At 46.5% G+C, this 16,589-nt stretch carries 14 protein-coding genes; 4 read left to right on the top strand and 10 right to left on the bottom strand.

What is annotated here, in order from left to right:
- Nucleotides 1-33: 33 nt before the first annotated feature.
- A complete protein-coding gene (locus ACTTK6_RS09160) occupies nucleotides 34-2,298 on the bottom strand; it encodes a glycosyltransferase (protein WP_079474425.1) in 2,265 nt (754 codons plus the stop codon).
- A 14-nt stretch (nucleotides 2,299-2,312) separates the two neighbouring features.
- Nucleotides 2,313-3,299, bottom strand: a complete 987-nt coding sequence (locus ACTTK6_RS09155; RefSeq protein WP_462833246.1) for an endo-1,4-beta-xylanase — start codon at nucleotides 3,297-3,299, stop codon at nucleotides 2,313-2,315.
- Between the two features lie 392 nt (nucleotides 3,300-3,691).
- Between ACTTK6_RS09155 and ACTTK6_RS09150 the strand changes: the two genes are divergently transcribed.
- On the top strand, nucleotides 3,692-4,456 hold the full coding sequence (locus ACTTK6_RS09150) for a DeoR/GlpR family DNA-binding transcription regulator (protein ID WP_462833245.1): 765 nt from the start codon (nucleotides 3,692-3,694) through the stop codon (nucleotides 4,454-4,456).
- Nucleotides 4,457-4,500: 44 nt separating this feature from the next.
- On the opposite strand, the gene ACTTK6_RS09145 is transcribed toward ACTTK6_RS09150, so the two are convergent.
- The 3 genes from ACTTK6_RS09145 to ACTTK6_RS09135 form a co-directional block, all read right to left on the bottom strand.
- On the bottom strand, nucleotides 4,501-5,406 hold the full coding sequence (locus ACTTK6_RS09145; RefSeq protein WP_462833244.1) for a Gfo/Idh/MocA family protein: 906 nt from the start codon (nucleotides 5,404-5,406) through the stop codon (nucleotides 4,501-4,503).
- Nucleotides 5,407-5,524: 118 nt separating this feature from the next.
- Nucleotides 5,525-5,707 (bottom strand): hypothetical protein, encoded by a 183-nt coding sequence (locus ACTTK6_RS09140; RefSeq protein WP_462833243.1) that lies wholly within the window; start codon nucleotides 5,705-5,707, stop codon nucleotides 5,525-5,527.
- Nucleotides 5,704-5,988, bottom strand: a complete 285-nt coding sequence (locus tag ACTTK6_RS09135; RefSeq protein WP_462833242.1) for a hypothetical protein — start codon at nucleotides 5,986-5,988, stop codon at nucleotides 5,704-5,706. The genes ACTTK6_RS09140 and ACTTK6_RS09135 overlap by 4 nt, the downstream gene beginning before the upstream one ends.
- A 185-nt stretch (nucleotides 5,989-6,173) precedes the next feature.
- On the opposite strand from ACTTK6_RS09135, the gene ACTTK6_RS09130 reads away from it, so the two are divergent.
- On the top strand, nucleotides 6,174-6,818 hold the full coding sequence (locus ACTTK6_RS09130) for a DsbA family oxidoreductase (RefSeq protein WP_462833241.1): 645 nt from the start codon (nucleotides 6,174-6,176) through the stop codon (nucleotides 6,816-6,818).
- 120 nt (nucleotides 6,819-6,938) lie between these two features.
- Nucleotides 6,939-7,208: a hypothetical protein gene (locus ACTTK6_RS09125; RefSeq protein WP_462833240.1), complete on the top strand. Its 270-nt coding sequence runs from the start codon at nucleotides 6,939-6,941 to the stop codon at nucleotides 7,206-7,208.
- A 120-nt stretch (nucleotides 7,209-7,328) separates the two neighbouring features.
- Here ACTTK6_RS09125 and ACTTK6_RS09120 read toward each other — a convergent pair whose 3' ends face one another.
- From ACTTK6_RS09120 to cudC, 5 genes are all read right to left on the bottom strand, one after another.
- Nucleotides 7,329-8,123: a carotenoid biosynthesis protein gene (locus ACTTK6_RS09120; RefSeq protein ID WP_079474433.1), complete on the bottom strand. Its 795-nt coding sequence runs from the start codon at nucleotides 8,121-8,123 to the stop codon at nucleotides 7,329-7,331.
- 129 nt (nucleotides 8,124-8,252) lie between these two features.
- A complete protein-coding gene (locus tag ACTTK6_RS09115; protein ID WP_462833239.1) occupies nucleotides 8,253-10,223 on the bottom strand; it encodes a methyl-accepting chemotaxis protein in 1,971 nt (656 codons plus the stop codon).
- 150 nt (nucleotides 10,224-10,373) lie between these two features.
- On the bottom strand, nucleotides 10,374-12,092 hold the full coding sequence (locus ACTTK6_RS09110) for an ABC transporter ATP-binding protein (protein WP_462833238.1): 1,719 nt from the start codon (nucleotides 12,090-12,092) through the stop codon (nucleotides 10,374-10,376).
- 385 nt (nucleotides 12,093-12,477) lie between these two features.
- Nucleotides 12,478-14,067 carry a high affinity choline transporter 1 gene (locus ACTTK6_RS09105; RefSeq protein WP_371862278.1) on the bottom strand — a complete coding sequence of 530 codons (1,590 nt, stop codon included), beginning with the start codon at nucleotides 14,065-14,067 and terminating at the stop codon, nucleotides 12,478-12,480.
- A 120-nt stretch (nucleotides 14,068-14,187) separates the two neighbouring features.
- Nucleotides 14,188-14,757 (bottom strand): choline uptake/conversion transcriptional regulator CudC, encoded by a 570-nt coding sequence (gene cudC / locus ACTTK6_RS09100; RefSeq protein WP_079474436.1) that lies wholly within the window; start codon nucleotides 14,755-14,757, stop codon nucleotides 14,188-14,190.
- A gap of 342 nt (nucleotides 14,758-15,099) precedes the next feature.
- Between cudC and betB the strand changes: the two genes are divergently transcribed.
- Complete coding sequence (gene betB, locus ACTTK6_RS09095) at nucleotides 15,100-16,566, top strand: betaine-aldehyde dehydrogenase (RefSeq protein ID WP_462833237.1); 1,467 nt, start codon at nucleotides 15,100-15,102, stop codon at nucleotides 16,564-16,566.
- Nucleotides 16,567-16,589 lie beyond the last annotated feature (23 nt).

Here is a 16,589-nt window from a genome sequence, read left to right as displayed (position 1 = left end):
GCTCCTGCTACCAGGAAGCCTTCCTCTTTTGCTTTATTTAGCTGATGCCTGATGAGTGCTGCTTTCCTGTAAAAACTGCATTCCCACCCATGTTTTACGGCCACGCTGCTGGATCCACTGGGTACGCGCATAGTTATCCGGAAAATGGTCTTCGCTTCCCGAAATATAGACAATATCCCCTGGCTGGATACTTTTAATGTTTTTCACCTGTACCCGGCAGCCGCTCATACTGTAATCCTTAACTATTGCTTCATGAATAACGTTGTTTACTTTTACAGTGGCAGACATATTCACCTGCTCCCGGACAGCCATTCGTTTTGCCTGAGCCGGCTGTTTTTCCGTTCCCCTGAAAAATTTCAGGAAGGCTCTGCCGAGGGATGACCGCTCGTAAATTCGCTTCGTATAAATATCTGTCATCTCCAAAAACATGACCTGAATCAAGCTCCGGTACTGTTCGAGGGTCACATTTTGAAATTTGCCTCCGGCAGCTGCAGCGTTTTCTGCCTGATCGCCGACCCATAATTTGTGTACGCGAAGGCCGTTAATCGGCCCGGCGCTTAGCGTAAACTGCTCTTCCTGTGAAAGCCAGGCCTTTGCTTCCGGGTTAGCTACTTCAAAACGCACCCCAGTCTCGCTTAAATCCAGTACTTTACAAGGAAGCTTTTTTCCTCCGGCAGAAACGGTGCCATCCAGTTCTACTTTGTGCCGTTCAGCCCCGCGAAAACGCGGACGTTCCACGGAAACCATCAAGGCCAGTACAAGAGCTACCGCATTATAAAGAATCCAGAAAATGTTAATATACAGCACGTCTTCATTTTGAAAAAGTGTCAGTGGTGTAACGAAGTGCAATAGCACTCTCGCCAGGGCAATAAAAGTAAGCGCAAGCAGTACCAGATAAGGAATACTGACCCTCCATAGAAACTGGCGGCGGTCGTTTTGAATTCCTTTGGCGGTGACATTAAACTTGATGTTTTTCCGCATAAACGCTTCTGTAATTACCGAGATAGCCATATACGGGGCCATTGCCACTTCATAAACATGACTCCATAGAACTGTCCGTTTTTGGTCGGACATTAACCGGAAGGCCAGCTGGGACGAAAGAAATGCCGGCAGCCAGTAAAGCACGAGCGTTTCAAACTCTGCATTCAGACTGTAAATGGAAAAAATCAAAAATAGCAGCGGCGCAAGCAGGAAAATCATTTTGTACACGCCGAAAAACCAATAATTGATGCCGTCCATATACAACAGCCGCTGCATGAAGGACAATCCTTTTATTTTCATCGGATTCCATTTCCGGGTAACTTGAATATTACCCCGGCACCAACGGTCTCTCTGCTTTAAAAGGTCGGCATATGTTTCCGGGGCAAGACCGACGGCCAGCGTTTCGTTTACAAATACCGTCTTTTGTTCCCCGGTTTGAAGGAGCATGCCAGTAGCCATGTCTTCGGTGATCACGCCCGTCGCAAATCCGCCGATATCCTCAAGTGACTGCCTACGGAACAAAGCATTGCTGCCTACGTACATAGTGGCATTAAAGCGGTCTTTTCCTTCTTCAAGCCGGCGCATGAAAAAGTCCTGCTCATTCGTAATATTGTCTTCAAAAAACAAATTATACTGAAAAGGGTCTGCGTTATAAAATACCTGCGGGGCCTGGACGAAAGACACTTTTTCATCCTTAAACTGCCCCAGGGTACGCTCCAGAAATTCGGCTTTCGGTACCATATCCGCATCCATCGTGACGACTATTTCTCCATCAGTTTTCGTTAACGCGTCGTTCAGGTTGCCGGCCTTGGCGTGCTCGTTGCCGGGCCTGGAAATATAGCCCACGCCTAAGCTTTCCGCAAGCCGGCGCACTGATTCTCTTTTCCCGTCATCACAGACGTATACCTTCAGCAGATCTTCAGGATAGCGCATCATTGTGCACGCAATCATGGTTCGCTTCAGGAGGTCTTCGGGTTCATTATATGTGGCAATGTACACATCGACTGTAGGCAGGCTTTCCAGCTCCGAGAGTGGAATATGTTCTCGCTTGAATGGTCTCCAGGATAAAATCGTAAACACAATTGACTGGAAATACCCCATTACTTCTGTAGCCAGTAAAAGAATCCCGGCGATGAAGCTGATAACACCAATTGTCGGGATCGTTTCAGCCGCCCGCCAAAAAAGATAAACAGCATTAACGATAAGAAAAAGGGAGAGCAGTATGTGCCGGGACCAAGTCCATCTTTTCGCCGAAAAATACAGCAGCATTAGTACAATTATTTCTGCGGTGATGATATACCAGAATGTGTCGCTCATGTCCTGCCTCCCTACTATAGCATTTGATTAAAAATAAACGTGCGTTTGATCCGTTCGTACGCAGGCTTTGCTTCCCAGCTGCTGTCAAAGAGCAACGGCTCGCCGCTTGCTGCCTCCTGCTCCGTGATCCAGCTTTCTGTATCACCGACACCCCAGACGGTGAGCCCTTTGCAGGAGGGCTCTTCCATACAGGCGCTCGTCACATCTGCATAAATATCTGCCTGCTTCTCCAGGCGTTCCTCACGGGAAGCATCCAGGTTCTGAAGTTTTACGTCCAGTTCCGTTACAGCTGTCTCAAAGCCCTCCGCCCCCCAGCGCCGGAGGTTTTTTTGCATTTTCTCCTTTGAAAACCTCGGGTCGGCAGCATCTATATGAGTCTGCATGCCAATACCATCAATTGGAACACCTTCGTCTTTCCACCTTTTCAGAGCTGCAAACATGGCTTCTGTTTTTTCATTTGTCATTTCGTTACCGTAATCGTTATAATACAGCTTTGCTTCCGGAGCCGCTTCACGTGCCCACTCGAAAGTCAGAGGAATGTATTCAGGCCCGATATGCTCCAACCAGATTGTTTCTCTGTAGCTTCCATCATCATTCCATGCCTCGTTGACCACGTCCCATTCGTTGACACGTCCCCTGTAGTGGCCGGCCATGGTCTGCACATGGTCTTTCAGCACCTCCCTGGCACTTTGTTCATCCACTACCGTTTCATAAACCCACTCCGGCAGCGCTTCTCCCCAAACGAGCGGATGGCCGCGAACCTTCATGTTATTCTGTTCGGCAGCTTGTACAATCTCGTCGGCTTTTTGAAAATTATATTCCTCCGGTGCTGGATGCGCAGCATCCATTTTCATCTCATTTTCCACCGTAACGCTGCTGAATTCTTCAACGAGCAGGCTTTCGTACTTTTCGTTTTCTGTAAGAGGGTCCCAGCGCACCGAAGCCCCGAGATAATGTCCGGTCTCCTCCGCATTTTTACCAAGCGAAGCGTTTGATTTCATTACAAACCATCCCCCTGCCCCCGCCAAAAGTAAGACCAGAAGCCCGACTGTTATAAAAAGGACCTTCTTCAAAGCAGCATTTTCTCCTTTTTATCTATTATCATTATAAAGACTTCCCTTTTAACTATTATTACCATTTATCTATGTATTTATTCTTAATGATACCATTATTTTTGTGTGTTAAGAAGCTTTCGTCCATACTTTTCCGTTTATGCATCTAATCAAGCTTCCATGTCCACAAACTAAAATAAACCGCGATTTCTTTTTAACAAAGCAGCTTTTGTGTATAAAAATTTTTGTTTTTTAAAGATTTTTGCGTAAAAACCTGTATTCTTGCATGATTTATGCTTATAGTGTAACTAGCAAATGCTAAGCAACAAGGAGGACCGTGTATGCTCGCTTTTGAACGCAGAGAAAAAATCCTGTCAACTCTCTACAGTGATAAAAAAGTATTCGTCGCTTCCCTGGCTTCAACGTTTAACGTTACAGAAGAAACAATCCGCCGTGACCTTGAAAAGCTTGAACGTGAAGGAATCGTTACCCGAAATTACGGAGGAGCTACGTTCAATGAACGAACGAGCGAGGATCTGCCGTATCAGACAAGAAATACAATCAATTTAGAAGAAAAAAGGGTCATTGCCCAGCTGGTGCCGCCGCTGATCAAAGACGGCTCGTCTATTATGGCCGATACGAGCTCCACAGTATATGAAGCGCTGCAGGTGCTTCAGCAGTCCAAAGATCATCTCACTATTATTACAAACAGTGTTTCTATCCTTCAGGACTTTGCTTTTTCTTCCTTTGATGTATTTTCTACTGGGGGAAGCCTTCGAAAAAATTCACGCTCCCTGGTGGGCCCTTCCGCCATTCGATCGGTGCAGCAGTACAATGTAGATGCTGCTGTTGTGAGCTGTAAAGGCATTTCAATGACACAGGGAATCATGGATACAAATGAGCCCGAAGCGGATTTAAAGCAGTACATGCAAAACCAGGCCCGGCAGGTTATTCTGCTTGTTGACCATACGAAGTTTGGAGCTGTTTCCCTGGTTAAAACGTTTCCTTTTGAACAGGTGGACTGTCTTTTAACCAACAAAAAACCTTCAGAGGAGTGGCTCGATTTTTTCGAGCAGCATCGGATCGAGGTTATTTTCCCTTCATAATAAAGCTCTGTCTTTCTGCAGGCGCAGAAAGACAGAGCTTTTAGTTAGGAACTAGTAAGGTGCCGGACAACGTCTTCGGCCATTTGATGGGTTTCCCATGCCTGTTCATACATATATTCCGGGATAATGTCCTGCTCCACAAAAGCCAGAAAGGTTGTAATAATCGTTTCAAAGCCGCGTTTTTTTAAAGTGGATTCCCAGTCGTTTTCTCCCTGATACCAGACATCTTTATTCTTATGCACGCTGACATCCCGGACATTGCTTACTGTTAATGTCTGCTCCTGGTTCATCACATCTACACGTTCAAGAGTAGTGCCGGCCTCGCGGTTCATAATCCCAAGCGCCGTCACATTGGGAGATTCAAGCTGAAGTGTCACGTGATGAAGAAGATCGTATTCTCCTTTACCGCTCACTGTCATGTTTTCAATTGTTTCGGGAAACAAATACAAAATCGTATCGATCACATGAATAAAGTCATCAAATACAAACGTGCGGGCGTCCACTGCCTGATGGCCCCGGTGTTTTTGTACAATAATCATATTCGTATCCTCTGCTTCCATCAGCTTTTGATAGGAAGGCGCATGCCGGCGGTTAAAGCCCGTCATTAACAGAAGCCGCTTCTCTTTAGCCTTAGTGAGCAATCGCTGGGCGGATTCGGCATGATACGTAATCGGCTTGTCCACATACACGTGAATGCCCATGTCGAGCAGCGCATCTATGATAGGCTCGTGAGCTACGGTGGCTGTATGCACAAATGCTGCTTTCATGCCGCAGCTCAGCCACTCGTCCATCTGTTGGTACGTATGCGGTATCGTATACGTATCAGCAATTTCTTTTAACGTATCCGGATTTCTTGTGTACACGTGCAGTTCTACATCTTTTAAATTGCTTAAAATGGGGAGATACGCTTTTTTGGCAATATCTCCGATGCCAATCATTCCTATTTTCATGGTGTCCCCTCCCGGGCCTGAGTTCATCAAGATAGCGGTTACAAAATCCACATAGTGGTTTTGAATACCTTCTTTTCTCAGAATACCATAAATTGTTTCTTCACCGTTTTCCATCAGTTCATTTATAGTAATTTTCTTTCTGTTCTGCTATTTTCTGTACTTCAGCACGAATTTGCTGGTAAGCAAGCCGGCCGCCAAGACAAAGAAGATCATCTTCTTTACTGTAGGGCGTGCGGAAGGCCAAATGCTCGATCTGCTTATCCAGATAAGCGGAGAGCACTGCGAGTTCTTCGTTTTTCAAGAATCCCCACGCCCCTTTTCTACAGAAAGAATCTGCTCAAAGGAAACGTTGTAGTAGCTGCCCTGCTCGTCCTTCCAATGAATCAGCCGTTTGATATGGTCGATGTACGTACAGGTACCTATAGTAACTACAGTGTTTTCTTCATTTTTCCAGTATAGTCTCAATTCGTGTTTTTCAGCCCAGGCTTTACGGAGAAGACGTTCTTTCTGTTTCCAGTCCTCTGTCTCCTTTTCCCATTCTGCCGCAATCATACGGGCGATTGTTTTCTGTTCTTCGTTCATCAGCATCACGTCCCCTTCAGAAAGAAGTATATTACCTCCATTATACAAGAACGTACGTTCGAAAAAAGGATATTTTTTACTAACTTATTATTTATATCGAAAAAACCGCTCTCTATAAGCATTTCTATAGGCAGAAAAAAATTTTTTCTTCATACTGGAGACAGCATATTTAAAGGAGGAAAATCATGCAGGTAGATATTTGGTTTGATGTAATGTGCCCGTTTTGCTACTTAGGGAAACGGCGCTTTGAGTCCGCTTTGGAAAACATGTCATTCAGGCACCAGGTACAGGTTGTTTATCACAGCTTTCAGCTAAATCCGGAGATGCCGAAAAATCCCGATTCTGATATCCATACCTTCCTCTCAGAGCAAAAGGGCATGGACCGGGAGCAGGTGCTTTCTTTTCACCGGCAGCTCACCGATCAGGCCCGTGACCTTGGCCTGGAATACAATATGGATGAAGCGGTGCCGGCCAATTCATTTGATGCCCACCGGCTGCTGCAGTTCGCTACAGAGCGCGGCAAAAATAACCGCATGACAGAGCGTCTTTTTCGTGCATATTTCACCGAAGCTAAAAACATTGCGGATATCGATACTCTTGTCCGTCTGGCCGGCGACGTCGGCCTCGTGGAAGAGGAGACAAGGGAACTGCTCGAGCTTGACGCCTACACCCCGAGCGTACAGAAGGATTTACAGGAAGCTTCCTATATAGGAATTGACGGCGTGCCTTTTTATATATTCGATGAAACGTACACTCTCTCCGGGGCCCAGCCGGCAGAAACATTTGAACAGGCCCTTCAGCAGGTTTGGGAGGAAGAGCAGCAGGCATAACAAGAAAAGCTCTTCCTTTTCCGGAAGAGCTTTTCGTATAAAGATGGGACGAAAATAAAGCTTCATACGCTTTTTCGCAGGGAAAACACATCTATACATGAAAAACAGGAGGCCCGGGCCATGCTTGCCATTAAAGTAAATCGTGCATTTCATAAATTAAACAAACACGCAACTCCCGCTGCTGGAACTGCACTAAAAAGAAACGAACCGATCGTAGTATATTTAACCAGCACCCAGGAACAGAAGATACAGGACGCTCTCTATTTTCTCGAAGAGGAGCAATTAATTTACTGCGGCAGAGTAGAAGAAAAAGGCAATACAGATCCCCGGATAGACACGGCGCTTGAGCTCATTCCCCTTCCGAGGCTGTTTAACGTTTTAGAGACATAAAAAAAGCCGCCCCGGGATACGGAGCGGCACAAAGAGGGGTTCCCTATCCAGTGAGATGAACCTAGGGGATCAACATCTTTTATGTTAGCCCCTTAATGTAATGCTTGTATGAAGAACCTGTTAATGTTTTGTTATTTTCCCCACAGTAAAAATAAAAGAACAAAAAATCATAATACCAATTCCAATGCCTCCGGCGAGCCAAAGAGCGTTTAACAGCGCCAGCAAGGTAAACATAAAGGTGAGCAGCATATACAAAACGGCTGTTCGCGGCTGCCAATAAGCCGACACGTGAAACAATTTCCCCTGAAAGCGGAGCACCGAATACATAATTGTATGCAGAAGAAAGCCAATAATAAACCAGCCCTGGAAGTTCGAAAACGGGATATCGTAATACCAGCCGCCTTCATTCCATATCCAGTACCCCTGCACCAGGTAATTTACAGGATCGAGCACAAAATCAATTCCGGTGACCAACAGTGCCCCAAGCAGCACATAAAAAACAAATGCTCCCCATCCGCGCAGGCGTGGAAGCAGGGCCAGAACGTACAGCATTAACGCATGTGACCCCGAAACGATAGCTACCCATGCTGCCCCAATGGTCAGTGGGACCCCGAGAATCATCGCGCCAAAATCAGAGGCGTATTCATAGCTCCCAAAAAAAAGGTTCAACTGCACGCCAATCCCTTCAAGAAACATCGAAAGCAGAAATATAACGGCAGTCAGCCCTCCCCCGGTTTTTCCCCCGTAGGATCGAATCAAAAAAAAGGCTCCAATTACTCCGGTTAAATACAAGAAAACGGCATTTGCCCACTCCAGCCATTCCGGGAGCAGGTCGAACGTAAGCAGCACAAGGCCGCATATGTACCAAAAGATAAAAAAACGAAACAATCCTATGTCGAACGATAATTTTTTCATTGGCCCTCCTGAAGTTTCAGACTATAAATGGCTGCCTCTTTCTATTTCCCGGGTAATACGTGTTTTAACTGTAATTTATAAAAAAAAGCAGAAAGCCCATAGGATTTTCTGCTTGCAAAGAATACTTCTTTATATTTTAAAGCAGCTGACTTCCTGCTGAAGATCTTCCGCCATGGCAGCGAGCGTTTCGGCGGCAGAGGATATCTCCTGCATCGAGGCGAGCTGCTCCTGTGTAGACGCTGCCACTTCTTCAGAAGAAGCAGCATTTTCCCAGGCAATCGAAGAAATATCTGAAGTCGAGTGGGAAATGCGCTCGACGCTTCCGGCCATATCGCGGACCGTCCCAGTCACTTCTTCAATTTTTGGTGCCATGTGCTCCATGCTGTCAAGAATCTGCTGAAACTGCCTGGACGTGTCCTCGGATACGGTGAGCCCCTGCTCCGCATTTTTTGACACGCCCTCCATTTGAATCACAGACTGTTTTGCGTCGTTTTGAATACTTTTAATCAGCGTACCGATCTGCTCTGCCGACGCGGAGGACTGCTCTGCAAGCTTCCGGACCTCTTCCGCTACGACAGCAAAGCCTTTTCCCTGTTCCCCGGCCCGCGCAGCTTCAATAGCTGCATTTAAAGCAAGCAGATTGGTCTGGCTCGCAATGCCGGTAATGACCTCGAGAATGCCGCCGATTTCTTTGGAGCGGTCCGACAAGGCCTGGATAACCTGGTTGGAGGCAGTGACAGACTGGTGGATGTCCTGCATTTGGGAAAGATTGCTTTTTACATACCTGCTGCCTTCCCTGGCTCTCTCCGCTGTCGCAGCTGAAAGCTGAAGCACGTTGTCAGTCCGTTCCTCAATTTTTTTCACACCGCCGCTCACTTCTTTAAGTGCGGCGCTGTTATGTTTAATTTTTTCCGTCTGCCTTTCTGCCCCGCTTGCTACCTGCTCGGTAGCGACAGCTACTTCACTTGTCGCCTGGGACGTCTGTTCTGAGCTTGCTTTCAGCTGTTCAGACGATGAGCTCATATGTTCCACAGACGCAGAAAGCTTGGTGAGAATGCCCCGCAGAGATTCCACCATATGATTAAAGCTTGCGGCAAGCGCTCCGATTTCGTCGCTGCTATTTACTTCCACCTGCTCAGTCAGGTCTCCGCGGCTGATTTTTTCAGCGGAAGCCTGCAGACGCCCTATCGGCTTTAGAATACTTTTCACAATAAAATAGACAAACAAAAGACCTCCAAGAAGTGCAGCGGCAATGACGATGCCGGTTCTCCAGAGAATTGGTGCTGCTGCCGCCTGAAACTCACTCGTATACAACGTGCCGCCGATCGTCCAGCCAGTCGTTTCGTTCTGTATGAATTCCATTTCTTTTTCTTCCCCGTCCAGCATGTAGGAAAAACGACCGTTATCCTGTCCTTCCATTTGGCTGTAAACGTGTTCTTCCATCGGTTCCCCTGCTTCAACATTTGGATTCACCATATAATTGCCCTGAGTATCTGCCATGACCACATACCCTTCTTTTCCAATATCCACTTCTTTTGCCAGGGATTCAAGGGAGGATAAATCGTAACCAATAGCCATTACTCCCGAGCCATCATTCAGCTGCTGGGTAATGGTTACAATCTGGGTATTGGTCGCTGCATCTACATAAACGTCAGTAAGCACTGCTTCTCCCCCGGCTTCCACTGCTTCTTGAAACCACGGACGTTCCGTGGGATCAAAATCTTCGGGCAGCTCCCCCTGATCCGACATGAACAGCGTTTTTCCCTCATTTGATCCCGTGTAAATGGAAATAACCTTGTTATGCGTTTGAATATAGTCATTAAAGGTATTGAGCATACGTTCTTCGGCTTCAGCGTCAGTAAATGATTCTTCGGTGACAAGACCGGCATAATGACTAATATCAGCAATTCTTGCTTTCATTTCTTCGTCAATCTGCTGATTGATCAAGCTGACGCTTTCCCCAGCATTGCTGTTCATTTGGCTTCTGACTTCATTTTTGGCAGAAGTGTAGGCACTGAAGCCGATAATAAGGCTAGGCACCAGCAGCACAAGAAGGAATGACACGTATAATTTTTTTCGGAATGTTAATGATGGCAGCATAGGCGTCCCCCTTTTTCTAGATAATTTTTTTATGTAATGTCTGCCCTCTACTATTATCGGCGTATTCTAGTGATTCTTTGGTGTTGAAATCGTTCTCATTCACACTGGTATAAAAAAATCCTCTCCGTGTATATAGGAGAGGAAAGCATGTTATTGATATTCAAGCTGCACACTGTTTAATGAAGCAAAAACACCATTTTTATGAATCAACTCTTCGTATGTTCCCTGCTCCGCAATGCGCCCGCTGGTTACTACCACAATATTATCGGCGTGCCGGATGGTCGCAAGCCGGTGGGCGATTACAATGGTCGTCCGGTTTTCTGCGAGCTGTGTCAGCGACTGTTGAATCAATGCTTCAGTTTCCGTATCAAGTGCTGAGGTTGCTTCATCCAAAATTAAAATCGGCGGATTTTTCAAGAAAGCCCGGGCAATTGCAATCCGCTGCTTCTGGCCTCCGGAAAGCTTCAGCCCACGCTGGCCGATCTCTGTTTCATACCCGTCCGGAAGCTCCTTCACAAAGCCGTCCAGGTTCGCCAGCCGGGCAGCTTCTTCAATCTCTTCTTCTTCAGCCGTTAAGCGCCCGTACGCAATGTTTTCCTTTAACGTACCGTTAAACAAGAATACATCCTGCTGGACCATGCCGATTTGGGAACGGAGGGATTCCTTTGTCATATTACGTATGTCTATCCCATTAATGGTCACAGCTCCGGCATCCACATCGTAAAACCGCGGAATCAGCGAGCTGATAGTCGTCTTCCCTGCGCCGGAGGAGCCGACGAAGGCAACGGTTTTCCCCGCCTCGACCGTCACGTTCATATCCCGGAGCACCGGCTGGTTTTGATGATAGCCAAACGTCACGCCTTCGAGCTTAATGTCGCCTGTAAGTACCGGAGCTTCTGTTGCTTCCGGATGATCGACAATATCCTTTTCTGCATCCGTCATCTGTACAAACCGTTTAAATCCGGCCATGCCCTTTGGATACAGCTCTAAAATGGCGCTGATTTTTTCGATCGGCTTGAACAGCACGTTCACATACAAAATAAAGCCGACGAACTCCCCGTTTGTAATAGCGCCTGTGTAAACGAGCCAAGCGCCGTAAACGAGCACAGCCAGAATCATGAGACGGGTCGTTAAAAAAATAGTCGCTGTGGTGTGGCCCATCGTCCGGTAACCCGACAGCTTGGCCTGGCGGTAACGGTTGTTGTTTTTAGCAAACCGGTCGATTTCAAAGGCTTCATTTGTAAACGACTGCACGACCCTTGCTCCGGAGACGCTGTCCTCCACCCGGGCATTCACATCGCCAATTTCTGCATACATTTTTGTCCACGCTTTGTTCATCTGAATGTTCGTATAGGTAATAAGCGCAATCAAAAACGGTACAAAAACAAGAGCTACGAGCGCAAGCTGCGGGTTAATGGAAAACATAATCGTAAAAGCGCCCGCAAACGTCATAACGGCAATAAATAAATCCTCCGGCCCGTGGTGGGCAAGCTCTCCAATATCAAATAAGTCATTGGTGATCCGGCTGATAATATGGCCGGTTTTTGTATTATCAAAAAAACGGTACGACTGGCCCTGCACGCTTTTAAACAGCTCCCGCCGCATATCTGTTTCAATATTAATACCCAGCTTGTGCCCAAGATAATTGACGATATACTGCAGATAGGCACTGAACAGATAGACAGCAAGCAGACCGGCCGACACCCATACCACCAGATTCCAATCCTCCTGAGGCAGCAGGGAATCAATAAACCACTGGACCACAAGCGGGAAAACCAGATCCAAAGCCGCAACAGCGATCGCGCTGAAAAAATCAATGAAAAACAGCTGTTTATGAGGAAGGTAATAGGAATAAAAACGTTTAAGCATCAGAGTCTCCTCTTCTAATCAAATTCACGTAGAAATACTTCTCTTATTTTATAGAAATGCTGATGAAATTCAATCATTTTCTACCTTCATATTTCCATATAATGAAAATAATCATGAAATAATATGAAAACAGGCTCTCATCGGCATAAAAAGCACATATCAGCTAAAAAACAGCATTAATTATAGCTATTCTTTTTTATGTTTAATGGACAAATAAAGGAAATATGTTAATATAGATGCACTGAACGCCGTTAGGTATGTTGACCTTCCCGAAAACTTCCTAAGCTTCAGTATACAGCTGTAGAAGCTGTTTTTCTCTGTATATGCGGCGCTGTACGCCAAAAAGCCTGAAAGCATTGCTGCTTCCAGGCTCTTTTTTTTGATTTTATTTGGATGGCTGTTTTTCCAAAGCTTCGTTGTCATTTCGTTCATATGGCATGAGAAGCGGCTTCGGAACTGCCTTTTTCTTCGTAGCTTCAGAAACAATAAATATGAGAATAAAAGCAATGATCACAATCACCGTACGGAAAGGAAAAAGCACAATCCCGTCTTCAATCATTGGGTACGGAAGGAAGACCGGCAGGCCGATCGCGGGCTCCCCGCCACCAAGACGTAAAAAGACAGATACGATAAATGCCGTAAGAGAACCGTACACATTCGCATTTTTATAAAACAGCGCCATAGTCAGCTGCGGGAATAAAATACAAAAAATCAAATCCGATGCAAGGTACCACAGGGTATATACACTTCCAACATTTAAAGCAATCAGGGTAGAAGCCGCCCCGATAATCACAATCGAGGTCTTAATCACTTTTTTCAGTTCATCGTTGGATGCTTCCGGACGAATCAGCGGACGGTATATGTTCCATGAAGCCATCGACGATGCGGATAGAATCGAAGAGTCCATGGAGGACATAACAGCTGCGGCAAGAGCCCCGAGGCCAATCGCTGCTACCCATCCCGGCGTCAGATGCTGGAGCACCTCCGGCAGTACCATGGCCCCTGTTTCCGGAGCTGAAGTGCCAAAGGATGCCCAGTCAACATTATAGCCGATTATACCAATAAGAACAGCAGGGACAGCCGCAATAATACATACGACACCGGCAATGATCGAAAACCACATCGCCGTTTTTTCATCTTTAGCGGAAAGCACGCGCTGGAAATATACCTGCCAGGCAATGCCGCCGAAAATCAATAGAAAGGCATAGTCCCACCAGTTCCAGAAATAGTTGCCCCATTCCGGATGATTCCACCCGTCAAGCGGCGGAAAAAGGTTCGCATAGGACCCAAGATCTGCCTGATACTCGTTCCAGTTTACGCTCAAGCTGCCGGTGCTGCCAAAGGCAAACGGCAGCACTAGAAACAAACCGCCCAACAGCAGAATCATCTGTAAAAGGTCTGTATAAGCAACCGCCCACATGCCGCCAAATACGGTGTAGGCGATCGCAATAATGGCTGAAATAACAATCGACGTCGTAAAATTGATCCCTAAAATAGTACCAAATGTAGTGCCTAGTGCTGTTAGAATCGCGCCACTCCAGAACACTTCCCCCAGGAGCGCCGGAAGATACAGCAGACCACCCATTTTCTTCCCAAACCGCTGTTCGAGCGGATCAATAATGGTTTTGAATTCGTAGCGCCTCATTTTTCTGGCATAAAAAATACCGCCAATAATAAGACTGAGGGCATAACCCCAGGGCGCCTGGGCCCATACGAGGCCGTCAACGTATGTTGATTCTGCGGTACCGTTAATATAACCACCGCCTACCCAGGTGGCAGCCATGGTGAAAATCATGACTACAAGCGGTAGACTGCGTTTGGCCACCATCATGTCGTCGAGGGAATCAGATTTTTTAGCGGCAAAATAGGCGCCGACATAATACATCAAAGCATAGAAAACAAGCATGGCAATAAAGCCGCTCCACATCACTTCGTCACCAGTAGCAATTATGTAAATCAGTACCGCTGCTACCAAAAGGACGAATCCCAGACTCTTTATTAAGTTTAAATTTTTCTCTATCACAAGCAACACCTCAATTTTTTATAAAATTCTAAATATTTTGAAAAGTATCCCTAGAGAGATAATGTAAAGCTGTTATCTCTCTTTTTCATCGTCTTCTTCAACTGGAATATATTTAAACAGCTCTCCCGTTTCAATAGACTCCACGAGACGACCCAGCCATTTATAGTACTTAATCGACTGGCTGAGAATTCGCTGAATCTCCCGGGCTTCTTCTTTTATGGAATCTTCTGCTTCTTCCGACTGAATCAGCATGTCTAGTTGTTCCCAGGCGCTTTCGATGGCGCTCAAGTTTGTCCGTACTTCTCTTTCCCATTGCTGGGTAAAAAAGTTGCTGAAAAAACGGAAGAAATCCTTTTCGGCTACGTAGGTCTGCTTTCGCTTTCCGCGCCGGTGTGTTTTTTTTACGACGTTAAACTCCTGCAGCTTCCGCACCCCGGTACTCATACTCGGTTTACTCATTCCGAGTTTTTCTCTCATTTCATCTAGCGTCATATCGCCTTCAACATACATTGTCCCATACAAAGTGCCAACGCTTCTTGTAACACCGTACAAATCCATGGTCTCTGCCAGGGAATCAATGATAATGTCTTTGGCGCTTTCGAGTGACTCCCTCCATTCATCCTGGTGATGAGAATCCGTCATGGGCCCCTCCTTTTCTATTAAAAAAATTCAATTTGTTAAATATTTTCTTCACAGTCTCTAATCTTAACGTATAAAAATTTCTTGTCAAATGCCTAATCAAAAATATTGGCCTGTGCTTTTTATGTTTATTCCCGGGGAAATAAAAAGCCTTCGGATATTTTCGCACGCGCGCGAGAGAGCCTCATAAATCTTTTTTAAATTTATTTCAGGGTAACAATTTCCGGCGTTTTTAAAAGGTTTCCAAGCAGTTCTTTGACAAGATGATTGAAAGCTGTTAGATTTAACTTGTTCAAAACGTTAAATATTTTTTTAACAAAATTAATACATAGGAGGCAAATATATATGGATATTCGCATGTACATTGACGGCGAATGGGTAGAAGCTGCTAACGGCGAAACCCGGGACATCATTAACCCGCTTGACCAAAGCATTATTACACAGGCAGTGGAAGGGTCCCGTGAGGACGCTGTAAAAGCAGTACAGGCTGCCCGCCGTGCATTCGATAAAGGCACCTGGGCCTCTATCCCCGCTTCGGAGCGCGGAGCGTATGTATTAAAAATTGCCCAGCTCATCGAGCGGGATAAAGAAGAACTCGCAGAACTCGAAACGCTCGATACTGGAAAAACTATGAGTGAAAGCCGTGACGATATGGATGATATCGCCGGGGTATTCCATTACTTTGCCGGCCTGGCCGACAAAGATGGGGGTGAATATATTGCTTCTCCGCTTCCGGACTCCGACAGCAAAATTGTCCGCGAGCCTGTCGGCGTATGCGGTCAAATCACCCCCTGGAACTACCCGCTTCTGCAGGCAGCATGGAAGATCGCGCCGGCTATTGCGACCGGAAACACCATCATTGTGAAGCCAAGCGAGATTACGCCACTTACGACCGTGAAGGTATTTCAGCTGATGGAGGAAGCCGGCCTTCCGGCGGGAGTTGCCAACCTTGTACTCGGAAAAGGCACAGACGCAGGGGCAGAGCTTTCCGAAAGCGTAGACGTGGACTTGATTTCCTTTACAGGCGGTATTGAGACCGGACGTAAAATTATGCAGTCCGCTACATCCAATATGAAAAAGATCGCGCTTGAACTTGGCGGCAAAAACCCTAACATTGTTTTCGCCGATGCTGATTTCGACCTTGCCGTGGATCAGGCCCTAAACGCTGCTTTCTTCCATGCCGGCCAGGTTTGTTCCGCTGGAGCACGGCTGCTGGTGGAGGAGTCCATCCATGATGATTTTGTCAACGCGCTCGTCGACCGGGTGAAAAACATTCGTCTCGGCAGTGGACAGGATGAAGAAACACAGATGGGACCGCTTATTTCCGCAGAGCACCTGAGCAAGGTCGAAAATTATATCGAAATCGGTAAACAAGAAGGAGCAACAGTTGCTGTTGGCGGCGCACGCCCGAACGACGAAACACTCCAAAAAGGTTTCTTCCTTCTGCCGACGATCTTTACCGACTGCCGCACCGACATGAGAATCGTGCAGGAAGAAATCTTCGGACCGGTACTCACCGTGGAAACCTTCACCTCTGAAGAAGAAGCCGTGGAAAAAGCGAACGATACGGTTTACGGTCTTGCCGGTGCTACGTTTACCACAGACATCAGCAAAGCCGAGCGAGTGGCCTCCGGTCTTCGTCTTGGTACTGTCTGGATCAACGACTTCCATCCTTACTTTGCCCAGGCTCCTTGGGGCGGCTACAAGCAGTCCGGCATCGGCCGTGAACTTGGCAAGGTCGGCATGGAAGAGTATACCGAAACAAAACACATCTTCCGTAACACTAATCCGGAAGCTCTGAATTTTTTCTAGATCAACAGCAACAAATAAATACA

It is taken from the genome of Marinococcus salis, assembly GCF_054971365.1.
Note: the sequence above shows the minus strand (reverse complement) of the source record. Positions and strands in the feature narration are given on the sequence as shown.

Excerpts from the sequence above, each read along its gene's own strand:
- ACTTK6_RS09160 (WP_079474425.1), bottom strand. The coding sequence starts at position 2,298 with ATGAGCGACACATTCTGGTATATCATCACCGCAGAAATAATTGTACTA.
- ACTTK6_RS09155 (WP_462833246.1), bottom strand. The coding sequence starts at position 3,299 with ATGAAATCAAACGCTTCGCTTGGTAAAAATGCGGAGGAGACCGGACAT.
- ACTTK6_RS09150 (WP_462833245.1), top strand. The coding sequence starts at position 3,692 with ATGCTCGCTTTTGAACGCAGAGAAAAAATCCTGTCAACTCTCTACAGT.
- ACTTK6_RS09145 (WP_462833244.1), bottom strand. The coding sequence starts at position 5,406 with ATGAAAATAGGAATGATTGGCATCGGAGATATTGCCAAAAAAGCGTAT.
- ACTTK6_RS09135 (WP_462833242.1), bottom strand. The coding sequence starts at position 5,988 with ATGAACGAAGAACAGAAAACAATCGCCCGTATGATTGCGGCAGAATGG.
- ACTTK6_RS09130 (WP_462833241.1), top strand. The coding sequence starts at position 6,174 with ATGCAGGTAGATATTTGGTTTGATGTAATGTGCCCGTTTTGCTACTTA.
- ACTTK6_RS09125 (WP_462833240.1), top strand. The coding sequence starts at position 6,939 with ATGCTTGCCATTAAAGTAAATCGTGCATTTCATAAATTAAACAAACAC.
- ACTTK6_RS09120 (WP_079474433.1), bottom strand. The coding sequence starts at position 8,123 with ATGAAAAAATTATCGTTCGACATAGGATTGTTTCGTTTTTTTATCTTT.
- ACTTK6_RS09115 (WP_462833239.1), bottom strand. The coding sequence starts at position 10,223 with ATGCTGCCATCATTAACATTCCGAAAAAAATTATACGTGTCATTCCTT.
- ACTTK6_RS09110 (WP_462833238.1), bottom strand. The coding sequence starts at position 12,092 with ATGCTTAAACGTTTTTATTCCTATTACCTTCCTCATAAACAGCTGTTT.
- cudC (WP_079474436.1), bottom strand. The coding sequence starts at position 14,757 with ATGACGGATTCTCATCACCAGGATGAATGGAGGGAGTCACTCGAAAGC.
- betB (WP_462833237.1), top strand. The coding sequence starts at position 15,100 with ATGGATATTCGCATGTACATTGACGGCGAATGGGTAGAAGCTGCTAAC.